We start from the raw sequence: 19316 nt of genomic DNA, 5'->3' as shown, positions 1-19316 counted from the left end.
TGGTTATATGGCTGCACACACTGGAACTCAAGTATGATGCCCAAAATCCGCCACATTGTTGGCATTTTTATTGTTTTAAGCACCCTGTTCGGCTGTTGGCAGTCTGGCAAAGAAGCCCAGCGCTGGTCAATCCACCCTGAGGGCGCCACCAGCTTTAGCCTGAGTCGAGACGGGCGATTTGCCCTACTCGCCTCGGACGAGACCGATATTGTGCTGTGGGACCTTGTCACCAATCAGCAGTTGGCGGAGCTGGGGCCGCAAGACCCCAATGCGAACCCCGTCGTGGTCAGCCATATTTCCGATAATAAACGCTACGCTATCACCGCAACGGCACAAAACTTTGCCGTTTGGGACCTGGCTTGGAGCCAGTCTCAGGGACTTTGGTCCATTTCTGACGGCATCATTCGCGATGCTGCGATCAGCAACAATGGTGAAAAGCTGGTGCTTGCCATGTCTAACGGCAAAGCATTATTCATCGACTTAGGCACGGGGAGGCGCCTAGAGTTCCTAGCGCATCGCGATAAAGTCAATGCGGTCGCGATTTCCCCCAATGGTGCTTACGTCCTGTCAGGCGGTAATGACCATCATGCCTACTTTTGGGATACCGAGTCGGGACAAATTATCAACGACTTCGCCTATGATCAACGGGTTAAGCAAGTGGCCCTGCATCGTGACGGGCAATACGCGTTCGTCTCTGATGGCGGCAACCGCGCCGTGATTTGGGCTTTACCCAGTGGCGAGAAGGTGAGTGAGTTAGATATTTTCGCTCGCCAAGCCATTTACGCCAGTGCCCGTTTTTCCGATGATGGCCGTCAGTTGGCGACGGGCACGCCTTCACAGCGGGTCGAGTTATGGGACGTACAAAGCGGTGAAAACATCGGCCGCTGGCAAGCCTTGGCACAACCAGACACTCGCCCGCCGAGCGCAGTCGTGTATGATGTGGCTATCGACCCCACCGGGCGAGTGATTTCCGGAACATCCGCCGGTATCGCCCAAGCTTGGTTAACCGACGCGCAATAGCGAGAGAGCAGTATGAGCGAGATTGATAAGTTACAGCAGCAAATCGACGATCTGGAATATAAGGTCGCTTTTCAAGAAGACACCATCGAGCAGCTCAACAGCGCGTTAACCCAGCAGCAGGGGGATATTGAGCGTATGACAGTGCAAATTCAATACTTAGTCAGTAAGTTAAAAAACATAGAGCCGGAAAACATTGCCAGCCAAGCAGAAGAAACCCCGCCACCACACTACTGATACGAAAAAGGCGCCATTCGGCGCCTTTCATTCACCACAGACGGATACCGTCTTAGTGGTCGTGACCACAGCTTTCACCGTCTTGGTGAATATGACCGTGAGACACTTCCTCTTCTGTCGCTTCGCGAACGTCAACCACTTCCACAGAGAAAGACAGGGTTTGACCGGCTAGCATGTGGTTAGCGTCAACCACCACTTCTTCACCATCAACTTCAGTCACTTCAACTGGGATTTGGCCTTGGTCCGTTTCTGCCATAAAGCGCATGCCCACTTCTACTTGGTCTACGCCTTGGAATACGTTAGCAGGTACGCGTTGTACCATGGCTTCTTGGTAGTCACCATAAGCTTCGTCTGGGCCTACAGTCACGTCAAAGCTCTCACCTTTTTCGCGGCCTTCCAGCGCGTTCTCAAGACCTACAATCAGGTTACGATGACCGTGCAGGTATTGGAGAGGCTCTTGTGCTGTTGATTCGTCAACAAGTGCACCATCTTCATTTTTTACTTGGTAAGCCAGGCTGACTACCACATCTTTTGCAATTTTCATGCTCGCTCCGAGACCGGAAGGTAAATGGATTGCCGATGATAACGGATCCCCTACTCCGGTTTAAAGATCCCAATGACATTCTCTGCTGACTCGGCACCAGAGTGTGACTGTTGTGCCGAATCAGGCAACCGACTATCATGATAATCGCAGCTGACACATTCTACTTTGTCAATATTATTTTCGCGCCATACTCGTAACGTATCGAGCTGTTGGCACGCTGGGCAAGCAGCCCCAGCAATGAAACGTTTTTTCACTTCAACACCTTACTCATCTCGGTTCCAACTTTGGTGCCGCTCACTATCACCGCGCATTTCTCGGTCAAAAATTTCTTCTAATTCTTTGCGCGCTTCTTTCACTCGAGAAGCCGTGGCCAAGTCTTCGCTGTGTTGCGGCAATAGATCTTGCAATACCCGCATATCCAACTTACGAAATAGAATTTCGGCTCGCTTGGCTTTGTACGGATGCATACCCAGTGACTCTAGCGTCTGTCTCCCGAGCTCAAGCGCCCCCAAAAAGGTTTCACGCGAGAATTGATCCACGCCCTGCGCCATCAATTGATAAGCCTCTACACGGCTCCTTGCCCGCGCCATTACTTTAAGGTTAGGGAAATGGCGCGCACAAAGATCAACAATTTCCATCACCTCATCAGGCGAATCAGTACAAATCACAATCGCTTCAGCGGTATGCGCCCCTGCCGCCCGTAATAAATCGAGCTGAGTTGCATCGCCATAATACACTTCATAGCCAAAGCGACGTAGCAGCTTAATTTGCGTCGGATCACGTTCTAATATGGTCACCCCAATTTTATTGGCGAACATCAACCGGCCCACCACCTGACCAAAGCGACCAAAACCGGCAATGATCACGCGCGCATCAGCTTGCTCAAACTGTCCTTGGGGCGGCGCCTCCTCTGGCTCGTTGAACGTGCGGGCAAACCAGCGTTGTTGAAGCGTCAGCATTAAAGGCGTGGTCATCATCGACAAGCTGACCACCACCAACAAAAACGCGTTTAACTCTTGGTCAAGCAAACCCTGGTTACGCGCCGCATTGAAAATGACAAACGCAAATTCTCCCCCTTGGCTGAGTAATACCGCCATTTGACTACGCGCTTTCGGTACGACCCCGAAGGCACGCGCTAAGCCATAAAGCAGCAAGGTCTTCACCAAAATTAACGCCGCAACCGCTCCCAGAATGGCCAGTGGATAGTCGAGCAATAAACCAAGGTCAACGGTCATTCCCACCGCAATAAAGAACAGCCCGAGCAACAAACCTTTAAAAGGCTCAATCGCGGTTTCTAATTCATGCCGGTATTCACTTTCAGCCAGCAGTACCCCAGCAAGAAAAGCACCTAGCGCCATTGATAACCCTAACGCTTGCATGGAGAGGGCAATCCCTATCACCAAGGCCAACGAGGTCACTGTAAATAGCTCGGTAACACCGCTCATAGCCACTAGACGAAACAGTGGGCGCAGCAAGAAATGACCGCCCACCAGCAAGATACCGATGCCAACAAACATCCATAATACGTCGAGCCAACTGCCAGCGCTGCCACCGGCAAGCGCAGGGATCATCGCGAGCATCGGGATCACCGCAATGTCTTGGAAGAGTAAGACCGCAAACCCCGCTTGCCCGGTTTCGCTGCGCATCAGGCGTTGATCTTCAATAATCTTCATCGCAATCGCGGTTGAAGAAAGCGCCAAGCCGACCCCAATCACCAACGCTTGCGAGAGTGTCAAGCCTGCCAATGCGCAAATCACACCGATAAACAACGCTGTGACCACGACCTGACTGCCCCCAAGCCCGATAATCGGCCGTCGCATCTGGAGCAACTTTTTCGGGTTCAACTCCAAGCCAATCAGGAAAAGCAGCAGCACCACGCCGAACTCCGCAAAATGGAGAATCGCATCCACATCACGGACTAGGCCCAGCCCCCAGGGCCCGATCACTATGCCTGCCAGCAAATAGCCAAGGACAGAGCCCATGCCCAAGCGCTGCGCCAACGGAACCGCAATCACCGCCGCCAATAAAAAGACAAAAGCCACCGATAAGAGGTTGTTATCCATCCTCTCCTCCTTGTTGCACCAGCGGATCGGCGAGCCAATCGGCATAAATCTCGGCAAAAGCCTCGCGATCGGCATCGCCAACGCGACGCGCCCAGTGCAAGACCAACGGTGGGATCCAATACATCCGACATAATGAGGCGGTCAATTCAAAGGGTTGCAAGAGTTCGGCCATCGAATATTTATTGTAACCTTGTTGGCTAAACGCTTCGGCCGCCCCCCCGGTGGTCACTACAAAGCGACAGGTTTTACCTGCCAACGCATCCCCACCTTGACCATGTGCAAACCCTTTCCCTAGCACCACATCTATCCACTCTTTTAACAGCGCCGGACAGGAATACATTTGCAGTGGATGCTGAAAGACCAACACATCGGCGTCAGTGACCAACGCGCGCTCATGATGGACGTCCACCACAAAATCAGGGTATGCAGCGTAAATATCGTGCACGGTGACATGGGTCAGCGGGGTAATGGCCTCAATTAAACGACGATTAGCAACGGATTCATCGGGGTCGGGGTGAGCAAAAATCACCAGTACCTTGGGAAGAGAGGGGCTTTCAGCCTTATCTCGGGGCATAGGCTTCCTTGTCTTATGATTATGGTCAGAACGCAATCTGTTCATTTATTCCGTGTTTTTAACTTTAACACACAAATATGCCCCGTCTGTGTCTGACCAGTAGGATGACGCGGTAGAATTTGGCAATCCCTGTATCAAGCTGGTATAACGACCGCGCAACAATGCGCATCCATCAACCCGAGACAGACTGAGTAATCATGATTCGCTTCTCCGACATTCAACTGCTTCGTGGTGGTAAGCCCCTGCTTGACCACACTTCAGCCACTATCTCACCAGGCGATAAAGTCGGCTTGGTGGGCAAAAATGGCTGTGGCAAATCTAGCCTGTTTGCCTTGCTCCGCCACCAATTATCCCTGGATGCCGGCCGTTGTGATTACCCAAGCCAATGGCAAGTGGCTTGGGTAGCGCAAGAGACCCCCGCACTTGATAAAAGCGCCCTTGAATATGTCATTGATGGCGACAGCGAATACCGCGAGCTCCAACAAGCCCTACGCGACGCCGAAGCCCGTGATGATGGTAACGCGGTGGCGATGTTACACGACAAATTGGATGCCATTGGTGGCTACACCATTGAAGCTCGCGCCGCGAGTCTGCTTGATGGTTTGGGCTTTAGCCAACCCCAAGTCCACTGGTCGCTCACCCAATTCTCAGGGGGCTGGCGAATGCGACTGAACTTAGCACAAGCGCTATTATGCCGCTCTGATCTATTGTTGCTGGATGAGCCTACCAACCACTTGGATCTCAATGCGGTGATGTGGCTGGAAAAATGGTTACAACAATACCCAGGCACCTTGGTGTTGATCTCCCACGACCGGGACTTTTTGGATCCTGTCGTCAACCGGATTATTCATATTGAGCATCAACAACTTAATGAATACACCGGTAATTATTCTGACTTTGAGCAGATGCGCGCGCAAAAATTGGCCCAACAACAGGCGCAGTACGAAAAGCAACAAAAGCAAATTGCCCACATGCAATCGTACATTGACCGCTTTCGCTACAAAGCGACCAAAGCCCGCCAAGCGCAAAGCCGGATTAAAGCGCTCGAGCGCATGGAGAAAGTATTGCCCGCGCAATACGATAATCCGTTTAGTTTTACCTTCTTCACACCGGATGCCTTACCCACTCCCATTTTAATGATGGACAAGGTGGCGGCCGGTTATGATAAGACGCCCATTATTGAAAACATTCGCCTTAACCTGGTGCCGGGGGCGCGCATTGGCTTACTGGGGCGCAATGGTGCGGGTAAGTCGACCCTGATAAAACTCCTCGCGGGCAGCTTACCCGCCATGGCGGGCGAATTAACCTATTCACAAGGGGTGAAAATTGGCTATTTTGCCCAACACCAACTCGATACGTTACGCATCGACGATACACCACTTCAGCACTTAAACCGGTTGGCTCCCACCACCGCTGAGCAAACCTTGCGTGATTTTCTCGGCCGGTTTGGCTTTCAAGGCGACAAGGCGCTCGAGCCTATCGGCCCCTTCTCTGGCGGAGAAAAAGCCCGCCTTGTGCTCGCCTTACTGGTCTGGCAAAAGCCGAACTTATTGTTACTTGATGAGCCAACCAACCATCTGGACTTGGATATGCGCCAAGCGCTGACACTCGCTTTACAGTCCTACGAGGGCGCGATGGTGATTGTCAGTCACGATCGCTTTTTGCTGCGCGCCACCACCGATGATTTGTACTTGGTCGACAATGGCGCAGTGCTACCCTTTGATGGAGACTTGAACGATTATCATCGCTGGCTGACCGATCAACAGCGCGCCGATCGCGCCGAGACCAAAAAACAAGCGGCCGCGGAGAAAACAGCGCCGCAACAAACACAGATGGATCGCAAAGCGCAAAAACGCCGCGATGCCGAGTTACGCAAGCAAACCGCGCCTTTGCGGAAAAAAATTGACAATCTCGACACACAGATAGAGCAACTCTCTGCCATTATCACTGACGCAGAAAATCAGTTGGCGGACCCTGACATTTATCACACTGATAATAAGGCGCAACTCACGGCGCAATTGCAACGTCAAGCGGATGCCAAATCGACGCTCGAAGAGGTGGAACAAGAATGGATGGAGCGACAAGAAGAGCTGGAAGCCCTGGAGGCGACATTCAATCAAAACTAACCCCTGGGATGGCGAACCCCGCCGACCTATGGCAGTTTTGTTTACATCATTATGGCAAGCCAGAGGTGAAGCAAGCTTGCCTCAGGCTCCAAGACGAGCATCAAGGCAACGTCAACCTTGCCTTATTACTCGCCTGGATTGAACAGCACGGCTATGGTCTTGCGCCCGAGAGCCTCACACAACTGAAGTACGCATTGAGCCGCTCTGAGCACTTACTGATTGCTTACCGTCATTTACGGCGTGACATCAAGCCGCGTGTCGGGAGTGGGCAATATAAAAAAATGCTTAACTTCGAGCTCAGCTTAGAAAAATTCCAACAGCAAGATTTAGTCGATGCCCTGAATCGTCAAACCTGGCTCACGGACAGCGCCTCTCCTCTCGCCTACTATTGCCGTCAGTTGTCACCATCAGCACGCAACCTATACACATCACTGAAGGTGACACCCGCCGAGGAACAGGGAAGCAACCATGATGACACCGTTTAAACCCATTCCCAGCGCGCGGAATGCGCACCTGCAAACCTTGTTGCCTCGCTTTCTGCGTCGTGCCCCGCTTTTCACCCCTCGCTGGCAGCAATTTGACCTGCCCGATGGCGATTTTGTTGATCTGGCGTGGACGCATCAGCCGCAACCTGGACAGCCGATTGTTGTTTTATTCCATGGCTTAGCAGGCAGTTTTGACAGCCCGTATGCCAACGGCTTGCTCGCGGCCTTCCAACGCCAAGGTTGGTGCGGCGTGGTGATGCACTTTCGCAGCTGCAGTGGCCGCCTCAATCGTGCCGCGCGGACCTATCACTCGGGAGAAACCCAGGACGCACGCGCCTTCTTAACCCATTTGCGTCAAACCTATCCAGAGAGTCAAATTGGCGCAGTCGGGGTCTCTTTGGGGGGAAATATGCTGGTGCGCTACCTGGCGGACTATCACGATGATCCCATCGTGGCCTGTGGCTGCGCCGTGTCGCCGCCACTTGACCTTGCCGCCTGCTCGATGCGTATCCAGCAAGGCTTTTCCCGTATTTATCAAGCCTATTTATTGCGCTCGATGCGACAAATCCTAGCGGAAAAGCTCACACGGCATCAGCAAGTAGGCCGATGGCACGCGGGGGAGCGCCCGGCGATAAACACTCTGTTCGAGTTCGACCAAACCGTCACCGCTCCGCTTCATGGCTTTGACGATGCCCTCCACTATTATCGCGCCTGCAGTGGTTTATCGGTGCTCGACACCATCAAGGCCCCACTGGCGATTATTCATGCCAAAGACGATCCTTTTATGACCGACGCGGTGATCCCTACGTCCCCGTTACCCGCAAACATTGATTACCAACTCACTGAACATGGCGGCCATGTTGGCTTTGTCGCCGGTAGTTGGCGACAGCCACAGTTTTGGCTTGAGCACGCCGTCCCCCACTGGCTTGCCACTTATCTACCCGTACCATCACCTCATTCGGATCGTGTGAGTGACACGCGCACGATCAAGAAAGCGTAGAGAACCACTGCATTACGCGGAATGATCGGGTAAAATGCGAGCCAATTCACAACATTCACATCAGGCACCCTAGCATGCCATCCTGAGATCGATAAAAGGTGATGTAGTATGATGGTTCCATGGCAATCGATTCCCGACGAGACACTCACAGGTTTAATTGAGCATTTTGTGTTACGGGAAGGAACCGATTATGGTGAGCAAGAAGTCAGCTTTGCACAAAAAGTGGAGGACGTTCGCCAACAACTGCAATCCGGAGAAGCCGTGATTGTGTATTCTGAGTTGCACGAGACAGTGGATATTCGTCGTAAAGCAGCACTCAGATCCTAGCATCGCAGTACTCGCCGTATCGCGATACAAATTCAGACTGAATGACAGGGCGCGTCATGTCGGCTAAACATCCAATTATTGCGGTCACCGGCTCGTCAGGGGCCGGCACCACCACCACCTCGGAAGCCTTCCGAAAGATGTTCCAAATGATGAACATCAAAGCGGCCTGGCTAGAAGGGGACAGCTTTCATCGCTTTACCCGTCCCGAAATGGACGTCGAGATCCGTAAAGCGCGTGAGCAAGGTAAACATATCAGCTATTTTGGCCCCACCGCCAACGACTTCCCTCGGCTGGAACAGTTTTTTCGTGAGTATGGTGACCAAGGCACCGGGAAGTACCGCCGCTACTTACATACCTTTGATGAAGCGGTGCCCTATAACCAAATGCCTGGTACCTTCACGCCATGGCAAGACTTGGCCGACAATACCAATGTATTGTTTTACGAAGGGTTGCACGGCGGCGTGGTCGACGGTGACGTCAACGTTGCGCAGCACGTCGATCTCTTGATTGGTATGGTCCCCATCGTCAACTTAGAGTGGATTCAAAAATTTGTCCGTGATACGCGCGATAGAGGCCATTCTCGTGAAGCGGTGACCGACTCGATTGTGCGCTCAATGGATGATTATCTGCACTATATCACCCCGCAGTTTTCTCGTACCCATATCAACTTTCAGCGCGTTCCCACGGTAGATACCTCAAACCCATTAAATGCCAAAGGGATTCCGTCTTTGGATGAAAGCTTTGTGGTGATCCGCTTTCGTGGCATGAAAAACGTCGACTTCCCTTATCTGTTGCAAATGATCACCGGGTCGTTTATGTCGCGCCATAACACCTTAGTGGTGCCGGGAGGAAAAATGGGCTTTGCAATGGAATTGATCATACGTCCATTGATCCAGCAATTGATAGAAAAAGGCAAGATTGGCTGAGGCGTAGCGCATTCATGATGTATTACTTCTCAAGCCGTGATCTTAGCCACGTTTTTGCCAGTTTTTTAGGCGGTTGGCCTAGATCAAAATCAAGAAATCACCAACAAAAAAAGATACACTCTTGTTAACATACAGTGAGCTTGTAGCCCGCGTTCAGACTTCGTATTCTGTGCAATGATCTGATGGGTTACCCCTCAGACAAAGATAGGACGTTGTTGCCGGGCAACACATGCAGAGGAAATAAGTTATATGGTTCCAGGAAAACCTCAAACAGACCCTACACTCGAGTGGTTCCTTTCACATTGTCATATTCATAAGTATCCGTCGAAAAGCACGCTTATCCATGCTGGTGAAAAGGCGGAGACCTTGTATTACATCGTGAAAGGGTCTGTGGCCGTACTGATCAAAGATGAAGAAGGCAAGGAAATGATCCTGTCTTACCTTAACCAAGGTGACTTCATCGGTGAGCTCGGGCTTTTCGAAGAAGACCAAGAGCGCACTGCTTGGGTACGCGCCAAATCACCGTGTGAAGTGGCAGAAATTTCATTCAAAAAGTTCCGCCAGCTTATCCAAGTGAATCCTGATATCTTGATGCGCTTGTCCTCACAAATGGCGCGCCGCTTGCAGGTAACGAGCCAAAAGGTGGGGGATCTTGCCTTCCTGGACGTCACAGGGCGCATTGCGCAAACCCTATTGAACTTGGCGAAGCAGCCTGATGCCATGACGCATCCTGATGGTATGCAGATTAAGATCACCCGTCAGGAAATTGGCCAAATCGTTGGCTGCTCACGCGAAACAGTGGGACGTATCCTTAAAATGCTGGAAGAGCAAAACCTCATTTCCGCACACGGTAAAACCATCGTGGTATACGGCACACGCTAATCGCGCCGCTCTCTGTATCACCAACCGACGCCCTGGCGTCGGTTTTTTTATCTCCATTATCTGGCAAGCACGCGGATTGCTTCTACACTCAAAACGACATGGTTAACATAAAATTAACAAGGTGTCGTTTATGAAAAAACTCATGATTACCCTCACCGCCTTCGCGCTCTCTGTGTTTTCAGTCCATGCTGCGTCCAATACGACGATTGTCCACCCCGAGCCACGCGCCGGCTCGGCGCTTGATCTCTATGCCATTGAGCTCATCGAGTTTCTTGCCGAAAAGTCGGGAGAATCTGTTACCTTACAAGCCTTTGACGGCCAAATTGGCTCTCAATCTCGTAAGGTGGAAATGCTCAAGCAAGGCAAGCTCACCGTCGACTGGCTTGGTGCCGACCGTACACTGGAAGCTGAATTGATCCCCGTTCGCTATCCCGTGTTTCGTGGCTTACTCGGCCACCGCCTGTTTATTACCAACCAAGCCACCGAGCCCCAACTTGCTCAGATAAGTAGCGCGAGTGACTTGCAGTCTCTTACTATGATTCAGGGACAAGGTTGGGCCGACGTCAAGGTGCTTAACTCAGCGGGATTTCGCGTACGTGAAATATCGAGCTTTGAAAACATTTTCAAAGTGGTTGATACGGGCCGGGCCGATCTCTTCCCTCGTGCCTTGATTGAGCCTTTTAGTGAATTAGCCGAGCGGCCGCAATACGGTAACCTGTTAGTTGACCCACACCTGATGCTGATCTATCGCTTCCCAATGTTCCTGTTTGTGTCTCCGCAACATGCTGACGTCGCCGAGATGTTAAATGGCGCTTTTGAAGCGGCGTATCAAGACGGATCATTTATCGAGTTTTTCAATAATGCGCCTTTAGTTAAGGAAACCTTTGAAAAGGCGAACATTGGTGAGCGTACTGTCATCCGAGTCGACAACCCGCATTTAAGCAACGAAACACAAGCGATTCCAGACACGTTTTGGCTCGACATCGAGGCTCAATAGACGATAAAAAAGGGAGCGTATCACACGCTCCCTTTTCCCATGATGTCGATAAGCAATGTGTGACGCACTAATGGGTGCTTTCAAAGATTTTGTCTGCCGAAGCAGCCACAAAACCTTGGTAGAGTTCACCATTGGGCAACACATACCGCTTAGCAAACTCGTAAAAGCCACCCGGGATGGTTTGCGTGCAATCGGAGAAAGTAACGGGCACGCGGTCAGCCATGGTGGAGGATTGCTCCAGATACACAGATGCATCCCCTTTGACTTCCCCACCTGACTCGTTAATCGCAAAGCCATTATCACGCAATCGGTTGTTCACCGAGAGGCAATCATCATGCGCATTCAGCTGATTCACACTCACGGTAAAATGGTTCGCACCATAACCGTGTGCCGCCACCCAAGACGCATATTCACTCTCTTCGGCAAGCGTTTGATAGGTTGCCCAATCAATATCCCATAGGCGGCCCTGATGGAGAAAATCGCTGCCTGTAAGTGACGACGCATCAACTTGTGCCACCAGCTTCTCAACAATCGCCTGAAGCGCGGGCGAGCATTGCTCGACCATCAACTCACTGATAAAGACTTTCGGCATCAAGGGATCGGGGTGCTCAAAATGGCAAGCCTTGAGCTTTTTCGCTTCAAAGGTATAGTCACCTTTTTGCTGATACCCCAAGGCGAGAAATGGACGCGCGAGTACCTTTAGTCCAACCTTAGGCAAACCAAATGTCCGTAAGGCAATATGGTCATTGATCAAAGGTTGCCCTTCCTCTAATAAGGCATGCACCTTATGTGCCGAAGGGCACAGGCGGTTGATGTAGTCCTGCCACAGTTTGTCGAATAACGCTTGGCCACTGTCCATGTTGCTCTCCTTAGTCCTGTTGAGTCGGTATACCGGGGGCGAACGTCTCGGGAAGCATCACCTGCTCGCCCTCCATGGATGCCATGGGATAAGCACAATAATCTGCCGCGTAATACGCGCTAGGGCGTAAGTTCCCCGAAGCACCTGGCCCACCAAATGGCGCATCGCCACTGGCTCCGGTCAGTTGACGATTGCGGTTAACAATCCCTGCACGAATATGGTCAAGGAAATACTGCCATTCACCATCGTCTTCACTGATAAGCCCGGCAGACAATCCATAACGGGTGTCATTGGCTTTGGTGACCGCATCGGCCATATCCTGGTAACGCTGCACTTGCAACAACGGGCCAAAATACTCTTCATCCGGTAAGTCTTGGATACCACTGACATCCAAGATCCCTGGCGAGATCACCGCATCATGCTGATGTTCACACTCAATCACTGGCTTCGCGCCCAGATCAACAAGCTTTTGTTGTGTCGCCAGGATGCCTTCCGCTGCCGCCACTGAGATCTGTGCGCCCATAAACGGAGCCGGATCATCAAACTGACCGCCTACACGCACGGTTTTTGTCCATTGAGCTAGGCGAGTCAAGATCTTGTCACCCACTTCCCCCTCAGGCAACAGCAAGCGGCGCGCACAGGTACAGCGTTGGCCGGCGCTAAGATACGCTGACTGAATGATGGTATACACGGTGGCCTCTAAATCACCAAACTGATCACTGACCACCAAGGGGTTATTTCCCCCCATTTCAAGTGCGAGCATCTTATCAGGCTGACCGGCAAACTGGCGGTGGAGAATATGGCCAGTATTGGCGCTACCGGTAAATAGCAGTCCGTCGATGCCGCGCGCTTGCGCGAGTGCCTCACCGGTATTACGGCCACCTTGCACCAAATTGATAAGGCCATGTGGCAGCCCCGCCTCTAGCCAATACGCCAGTGTTTTCTCCGCCACTTTCGGCGTCAACTCTGACGGCTTGAATACCACACTGTTACCGGCCAGTAACGCGGGAACAATGTGACCATTGGGCAGATGACCCGGGAAGTTGTAAGGACCAAAGACCGCCATCACACCTAACGGGCGGTGGCGCAACACCGCTTGCGTGCCATTGACGTCCTTCTCGCGTGAGCCCGTTCTCTCGTGGTAAGCGCGTAATGAGATCGCCACTTTTCCGACCATGGCACCGACTTCGGTTTTGGTTTCCCAGAATGGTTTGCCCGTCTCTTCCGCAATGGTGCGCGCTAAATCATCCGTATTCGCTTTCACTATCTCGGCAAAGCGCTCAACCAGCGCTTGGCGCTCGGCAAATTCAGTATTACGCCAACGAAGAAAGGCTTCACGTGCGGCGCTAACCGCTTGTTCAACCTGGGGGCGCGTCGCTTCTTCACCTTGCCAAATACACTGACTATCAAAGGGATTTTGCGAGGTCATCACCTCGCCCTCGCCTTTCACCCATTCACCGTTAATCAGATGGCCTGCTGATTGCTTTGTCATCTTATCCCTCCATGGCAATCAAACGCAGCTGATCGCCTTCTTTTACATTCAATGCATCTGCTACCGCGGGGCTGATCACCACCTGATTGGTTTCATGATCCACCGCCGCTTTCGCCGCCGTGGCGCGGAAACCGGCAAAGTCCGTGTTCGATATCAAATAGTCCTGCGCGCTGCTGTGCTCTCTTACGCTTGCCGAGGCGTTAAAAGAATGACGCACGGATTCGATATTGTGACGTAAGCATTCCACCGTGGGGCCGGCATCAAAGATGTCGACATAACCACGGCACGAAAAGCCTTCTTTTTCCAACAAGCGCAACGCTGGGCGGGTATTTGGGTGCACTTGCCCGATCACCGCTCGCGCCTCCTCACTAAGCAGGCTCACGTAAATCGGCAGTTTTGGCATCAGGTCAGCAATGAAGCCTTTCGCCCCAATCCCGGTGAGGTAGTCAGCCAACGTGAAGTCAATGTTAAAGAAGTTATCCTTCAACCATTGCCAAAACGGCGAGTTCCCCTCGTCGTCAGACACACCACGCATCTCAGCAAAGACCACGTCTGCGAAACGCTCTGGAAATTGTGCCAACATCAAAAACCGACACTTGGACAAGAGCTTGCCGTTTAGGCCGCCACGAAACTCAGGGCGCATAAACAAGGTGCAGATCTCTGTCGTGCCGGTGTAGTTGTTGCCAAACGTCAGCACTTCCACGATGTTATGCACATTCAGTTTGCGCGACGAGTGCACCACCTTCGTCAGATGGTAACTGTAAAATGGGTTGTCGAGGCCAATCGCGGCCTCGATGCCTGTTGTCCCAGCAATCTCACCCGTTTCTACATCTTCAGCGACCATCAAGTACCCTTCCGGGCCAGGCTCTGTTACCTTTTTGGCAAAACTTTCTAGCGAATTATCAATTCGCCCTTGTAGCAAATCGGCATCCACCGGCAACGAGGTAAACCCATGGCCGGACGCTTCCGCACACAACATCAGTGCATCAAAATCTGATGCACGGATAGGCCGAATAACTAACATCTCAAATCCCTCCGAGTGTATGAGGTCGCTTATCCTGCAACGACCTTCGCAATCGCGCGCTCTAGGCGTGCCATCCCTTCTTCAATATCAGCTTTGGTAATCACCAATGAGGGGGTAAAACGCACCACATTTGGGCCGGCGACTAATACCAACAGGCCTTCTTCACCCGCGGCAACCAAAATATCGCGGGCACGGCCTTCCCAGTCTTGGTTCAGTGCCGCACCGAGTAGCAGGCCTTTGCCACGGACTTCACTGAAGATACCGTACTTATCGTTAATCGCTTCTAAACCGTCACGTAACCATTGCTCTCGCTCAATCACACCGTCTAAGACTTCAGGTTTGGTCACTTCATTGACCACCGCTTCTGCCACGGCACATGCCAGTGGGTTGCCGCCATAGGTAGAGCCGTGAACGCCAGGTTTCATATGTGCCGCGAGACGTTCGGTGGTAAGCATGGCACCAATGGGGATCCCGCCACCTAATGATTTGGCGGTCGCCAGAATGTCCGGCTCGACCCCTGATTCTTGATAGGCATAGAAGGTGCCAGTACGGCCATTGCCGGTTTGGACTTCGTCGAAAATCAACAACGCATTGTGCTTATCACACAGCTCGCGCACGGCCTGCAAAAAGCCTGCCTCCGGTGGCACGATGCCGCCCTCACCTTGCAATGGCTCCATCATCACCGCACAGGTGCGATCGGAGATATGGTCAGCCAATGCGGCGATGTCGTTGTAGGGAAGGTGGGTCACATCGCCAGGCTTGGGGCCAAAGCCATCGGAATAAGCGGGCTGTCCCCCTACCGTGACGGTAAAGAAGGTACGACCGTGGAAACCTTTGGTGAACGCGATGATTTCACTTTTGTGCTCGCCGTGCTCTTCTTTTGCCCAGCGACGCGCCAGTTTCAGTGCGGCTTCGTTCGCCTCGGCGCCTGAGTTCGCGTAAAACACGCGGTCGGCAAAGGAAAGCTCGGTGAGGCGTTTAGCAAGGCGCAACGCAGGGGCATTGGTCATCACATTACTCAGGTGCCACAGCTTCTGTGCTTGTTCGGTCAGTGCATCCACCATTACCGGATGACAATGGCCTAAACAGCTCACCGCGATACCACCGGCAAAATCGATATACTCTCGACCTTCCTGATCCCAGATGCGCGACCCTTTACCATGATCTGGGATCATCGGCATTGGGTTGTAACATGGCACCATGACTTCATCGAAGAGTTTACGTTCTACTTTGTGCTCCATTGTCATCACTCAATCCTTCTGTGTTTTATCTATGACGCATAGTATTTACATTATTTTAACCGCGGCAATAGCAGATTATGTTTTGTTTTCAGCAGGGTAACCGATCTCATGCAGTTTACAGAGATAGTTATGCATAAACTGTGAGCAGAGAGAAGCGCAGAGCGAGCAAGGCTATGATGCCAAATAGGCAAGACTGAAGGGAGACAACACCCAGGTTGCATAAGGTTGCAGCCATTGATAAGGCAGTCAAAAATCGCGAAATGTAAAATTAGTGATAAAGATCGCCATTTTGTGCAAGAGTGTGTAATAGCGGGCGCGACTGGGATGCCCCGAGGTAATGGCGCTTAAAACTGTCGCGCCTTTATCCTGTCGGCTTTATTGCTGGAGAAAGTTAGCCAGTAACGCATGTCCCTCTTGGGTGAGGATGCTTTCTGGATGAAATTGGACCCCTTCCACCGCGAGCTCTCGGTGTTTTAACCCCATGATGATCTCACGTCCATCCGCCTCCGTGGTGGTCGCTGTTACCATCAAACAAGCAGGTAAGCTGTGTGGATCCACCACTAAGGAGTGATATCGCGTGACGGTAAGCGGGCTTGGCAAATGCGCAAAGACACCTTGTCCTTCGTGATCAACGGGCGAGGTTTTACCATGCATCACTGCCCTCGCGCGTATCACCTTAGCACCAAATACTTGCGCTAGGGCTTGGTAGCCCAGACAGACACCTAACAAGGGGATCTTTCCCGCAAAGTGCTCAATCACCGCCAGCGAGATCCCAGCCTCATCTGGGGTACACGGGCCTGGCGAGACCACGATATGTGTGGGTGCCATCGCCTCTATCTCCGCCAAGCTAATCGCATCATTGCGTTTGACGCAAACAGATACGCCCAATTCACAAAAGTATTGATACAGGTTGTAGGTAAACGAGTCGTAGTTATCGATGATAAGAAGCACTGTGCGCGGCCATGCGATTGAAAACCGGCATGATGCTAACACAGTGCTTATAGGGCGTCATCCTAGCGTGAGCTAGGGACGACGCTTATTGGTTAACGATTTAACTGACAGCGAAAGCCAGTGTATGTCACTGTCATCGGTGTATCAGCGGGGGCACTGCCACAGTATACAGGGAACAACCCCAAGGCTTTCACCGCAACCGCAATACGATCATCTGCGCTTAACGCCAAGGATTGCACCAAAGGGCTGGCTTGGTTGAACGTGCGCGTCGCGCGCCATTTCATCCACGCATGAACCGGGCTTTTCTGTCCGTTAAGCAGCGGCACAATCGGTAAAATGCTGCGATTGTTCACGGTCACAGAAACCGGCACCACAGGCTCTGGGTAGTCAAGCGAGATCAAGACAGGGTCGTGGTCGGAGGATGAGAACGCATTGTTCGATTTCACCAAATCACCCGTATACTGGCGGCTATATTCAAACAGCGTACTTTCTACCGAGTTAATGTGCCACTCTTCTACGCCAACCACTTTGCTTGCCAAGCTGGCATTGGCCAAAGCATGATCTAACGCACCCAGCTCTCCAGAGAACGAATACGAATAGGCTTTGTCCCCTAACCAGTCGGTGGCCAAATTGGTATACCCCAATCCTTCTTCCACGGGTTGGCCGGTCGCATGCATAGGCACACCACGAATTTCCGTGCCCGCAGCGGTGAGAATATCACGCTGACCCTCGCGACGCTGATAGTCCGTCAGCACACGAACAGGATCTTCTTGCGCGTACGCATTCAAGTCACCTAAGATCAGGACATCACCCTCTACGGTGTTTAATCGGTCACGTAATGCCACCGCCGCCGAGACGCGGAACTCATTACAACGGCCCTGCAGGTCAGCCGTTTCACTATCAAACTCGCCGGCAACCCAATCTTCATAACAGCCCGAGCCTTTTGATTTGAAGTGATTCACCACCACACTAAGAGGCTGATCATTAATCATAAAGCGTTGGATCAAGCTATCACGCTGGTATTTGTCGAGTGCCTTGGTTTCTCCGTCTGGGCTTTCGCCACTGATATGCTGCTCGGGCATTGGGATAGCCTGGGCATTGCCTGCTAATGCCACTGTCGCAGGACGATAAATCATGCCTACCATGATGGCATCAGAGCCAAAGTAAGCGCCTTGATTTTTCTCCGCCTCACTCGGTTCAACAAATTGGTAGTGATCACGGGGGTCAGCAAACTGGGCGTTGAGTTGAGTCACTAGATCATCAATGGCACTACCCGCTGCAAAGCCGTTGTTTTCAATCTCCATCAACCCAACGATATCAGCATCCATTGCCGTCAATGCGTTAACGATTTTCGAGCGTTGCAGTTCAAACTCAGCCGCGGTTTTTGCGCCACGGTTACAGCCACGGCTCGCATCCGCGTCGGCTTGATCTTCACAGGTCACATTGAGTGGGCCACCGACCGCACTGGCGCTAGTAAAGTAGTTAAGCACATTAAAGCTCGCGACCTTAATATCTGTGCCTGGTACCGTCTTAGGCGCCGGTTGACGGTCATTGCGATGCACAATATCCCCAGCGGTGATCGTGTTAGTCGCCACCAGACGATACTGGCTGTAGCTATAGCCCAGCACACCACTCAACCGTTCGATGCGATCGCCAATCCGCAAATAGCCTTGCTCAGCATCAAGGCCAGGGAAGTACGGGATCTCGCCATCTTTCGCTTTCTGGTCGGTTTCAATATAAAGCTGGTTTTGGGCATTTTTCTCTGCCAACGCCTCAGCGCCTGGTGTTAATGCTGGATACAATTGTGTCGGTTTATACAAAGGTGCCTGATGTGATAACACCATGTTGTTACGGAACGCATCGTAGTCAAAACCAAAGTTACGGGTGATCACTAATTCACTGTCAGCGTCCATGGTCACCTTCATGCCTTCATAGCGCTCCAGTGCCTGATCAAGGGTTTCCTCTGCCCCCACACGGATGGCAGTGGGTAGCACATCACCTTGGTAAGGCCCTTTTGCCACCTGTCCATCCGTGACGCCTAACTGGGTATGCCCGTAGTACTCTTTAATTTTACCGCTGGCACAAAGGGTATCGCCGGGCGCCAACGCTAAGTGTTGCGCGTCACGCAAATAGACAAACAACCCGTCAGACGTGGCAGGGTTGCCATCACCTTGCGGATCTTGAATCCAGACCCCTTTATACAATCCCTGAGTGACCGCCGTCACCACCCCTTGCACGGCATAAGTTTTGTCTGAGCTATATTTGCCATCCGGGACAAGCGGGCTCCGCGCCCCATCGCCTTGAATGGCATAAATGGGGGTCGGGGTGGTCACCCCACATTGGTAGCTCTCGGTAAGTGGCGCTTTTGCCGCCGCGGGCAGTGCAATCCCCGCCATTACCAGCGCAAGCGGTGACCACATCATTGGCTTTTTCATACCTGTTCCTTCACGTAATTGAGTGTTTACTCGAAAATCGAGTGTATTATTCATGATAGATACAGGATATGACGTGATATGAATCGCACCGGAATCAGCGATTATTGATGAAGTAATTAGAAGTGAGAAGCTGGTT

18 protein-coding genes and 1 pseudogene are annotated in these 19316 nt (G+C 52.0%); 9 read left to right on the top strand and 10 right to left on the bottom strand.

The annotated features are described in order from the left end of the window. Positions 1-33: 33 nt before the first annotated feature. Together BZG20_RS04700 and BZG20_RS04695 are read left to right on the top strand one after the other, a co-directional pair. Positions 34-1020, top strand: coding sequence for a hypothetical protein (locus BZG20_RS04700; RefSeq protein ID WP_172970010.1), 987 nt, complete (start codon positions 34-36; stop codon positions 1018-1020). Between the two features lie 12 nt (positions 1021-1032). After that, positions 1033-1254 carry a SlyX family protein gene (locus BZG20_RS04695; protein WP_046074782.1) on the top strand — a complete coding sequence of 74 codons (222 nt, stop codon included), beginning with the start codon at positions 1033-1035 and terminating at the stop codon, positions 1252-1254. A 55-nt stretch (positions 1255-1309) separates the two neighbouring features. On the opposite strand, the pseudogene slyD reads toward BZG20_RS04695, so the two are convergent. The 4 genes and pseudogenes from slyD to kefG all read right to left on the bottom strand — a co-directional run. Continuing rightward, positions 1310-1798, bottom strand: a pseudogene (gene slyD / locus BZG20_RS04690) (peptidylprolyl isomerase); the annotation flags it as partial. A gap of 50 nt (positions 1799-1848) precedes the next feature. Then, entirely contained in the window at positions 1849-2052 is a 204-nt protein-coding gene (locus BZG20_RS04685) for a YheV family putative zinc ribbon protein (protein ID WP_046074780.1), read from the bottom strand. Positions 2053-2061: 9 nt separating this feature from the next. Further along, positions 2062-3861 carry a glutathione-regulated potassium-efflux system protein KefB gene (gene kefB, locus BZG20_RS04680; protein ID WP_077578269.1) on the bottom strand — a complete coding sequence of 600 codons (1800 nt, stop codon included), beginning with the start codon at positions 3859-3861 and terminating at the stop codon, positions 2062-2064. Next, complete coding sequence (gene kefG, locus BZG20_RS04675; RefSeq protein WP_077578268.1) at positions 3854-4435, bottom strand: glutathione-regulated potassium-efflux system ancillary protein KefG; 582 nt, start codon at positions 4433-4435, stop codon at positions 3854-3856. Before kefG ends, kefB begins: the two co-directional genes overlap by 8 nt. Before the next feature lie 197 nt (positions 4436-4632). Between kefG and BZG20_RS04670 the strand changes: the two genes are divergently transcribed. The 7 genes from BZG20_RS04670 (at position 4633) to BZG20_RS04640 (ending at position 11178) form a co-directional block, all read left to right on the top strand. Next, entirely contained in the window at positions 4633-6561 is a 1929-nt protein-coding gene (locus tag BZG20_RS04670; RefSeq protein WP_077578267.1) for an ABC transporter ATP-binding protein, read from the top strand. Between the two features lie 8 nt (positions 6562-6569). Continuing rightward, the gene (locus BZG20_RS04665; protein ID WP_108743415.1) at positions 6570-7046 is read left to right on the top strand and encodes a TIGR02444 family protein; all 477 of its coding nucleotides are present in this window, start codon (positions 6570-6572) and stop codon (positions 7044-7046) included. Beyond that, positions 7030-8046, top strand: a complete 1017-nt coding sequence (locus tag BZG20_RS04660) for a hydrolase (RefSeq protein ID WP_077578265.1) — start codon at positions 7030-7032, stop codon at positions 8044-8046. The genes BZG20_RS04665 and BZG20_RS04660 overlap by 17 nt, the downstream gene beginning before the upstream one ends. Before the next feature lie 108 nt (positions 8047-8154). Continuing rightward, complete coding sequence (locus BZG20_RS04655) at positions 8155-8373, top strand: YheU family protein (RefSeq protein ID WP_077578264.1); 219 nt, start codon at positions 8155-8157, stop codon at positions 8371-8373. 56 nt (positions 8374-8429) lie between these two features. Next, a complete protein-coding gene (locus tag BZG20_RS04650; RefSeq protein ID WP_046074773.1) occupies positions 8430-9299 on the top strand; it encodes a phosphoribulokinase in 870 nt (289 codons plus the stop codon). 249 nt (positions 9300-9548) lie between these two features. Beyond that, positions 9549-10181: a cAMP-activated global transcriptional regulator CRP gene (crp, locus tag BZG20_RS04645; RefSeq protein ID WP_002535199.1), complete on the top strand. Its 633-nt coding sequence runs from the start codon at positions 9549-9551 to the stop codon at positions 10179-10181. Positions 10182-10311: 130 nt separating this feature from the next. Next, on the top strand, positions 10312-11178 hold the full coding sequence (locus tag BZG20_RS04640; RefSeq protein WP_077578263.1) for an ABC transporter substrate-binding protein: 867 nt from the start codon (positions 10312-10314) through the stop codon (positions 11176-11178). A gap of 67 nt (positions 11179-11245) precedes the next feature. Here the strand turns inward: BZG20_RS04640 and BZG20_RS04635 are convergent, their stop codons facing one another. The 6 genes from BZG20_RS04635 to BZG20_RS04610 all read right to left on the bottom strand — a co-directional run bounded on the left by BZG20_RS04635 (position 11246) and on the right by BZG20_RS04610 (position 19180). Beyond that, positions 11246-12037 carry a DUF1338 domain-containing protein gene (locus tag BZG20_RS04635; protein ID WP_077578262.1) on the bottom strand — a complete coding sequence of 264 codons (792 nt, stop codon included), beginning with the start codon at positions 12035-12037 and terminating at the stop codon, positions 11246-11248. Between the two features lie 10 nt (positions 12038-12047). Beyond that, the gene (gene astD / locus BZG20_RS04630; RefSeq protein ID WP_046074771.1) at positions 12048-13529 is read right to left on the bottom strand and encodes a succinylglutamate-semialdehyde dehydrogenase; all 1482 of its coding nucleotides are present in this window, start codon (positions 13527-13529) and stop codon (positions 12048-12050) included. A gap of 1 nt (position 13530) precedes the next feature. Beyond that, positions 13531-14553: an arginine N-succinyltransferase gene (astA, locus tag BZG20_RS04625; RefSeq protein ID WP_046074770.1), complete on the bottom strand. Its 1023-nt coding sequence runs from the start codon at positions 14551-14553 to the stop codon at positions 13531-13533. Positions 14554-14582: 29 nt separating this feature from the next. Beyond that, positions 14583-15800 carry an aspartate aminotransferase family protein gene (locus BZG20_RS04620; RefSeq protein ID WP_077578261.1) on the bottom strand — a complete coding sequence of 406 codons (1218 nt, stop codon included), beginning with the start codon at positions 15798-15800 and terminating at the stop codon, positions 14583-14585. A 369-nt stretch (positions 15801-16169) separates the two neighbouring features. Continuing rightward, on the bottom strand, positions 16170-16745 hold the full coding sequence (locus BZG20_RS04615; protein WP_077578260.1) for an aminodeoxychorismate/anthranilate synthase component II: 576 nt from the start codon (positions 16743-16745) through the stop codon (positions 16170-16172). Between the two features lie 92 nt (positions 16746-16837). Next, complete coding sequence (locus BZG20_RS04610; protein ID WP_077578259.1) at positions 16838-19180, bottom strand: ExeM/NucH family extracellular endonuclease; 2343 nt, start codon at positions 19178-19180, stop codon at positions 16838-16840. Positions 19181-19316 lie beyond the last annotated feature (136 nt).

The sequence above is a fragment of the Salinivibrio sp. IB868 genome, assembly GCF_001995655.1.
Classification (GTDB): Bacteria; Pseudomonadota; Gammaproteobacteria; order Enterobacterales; family Vibrionaceae; genus Salinivibrio; species Salinivibrio siamensis.
This window is presented reverse-complemented; position numbering and strand designations above follow the sequence as displayed.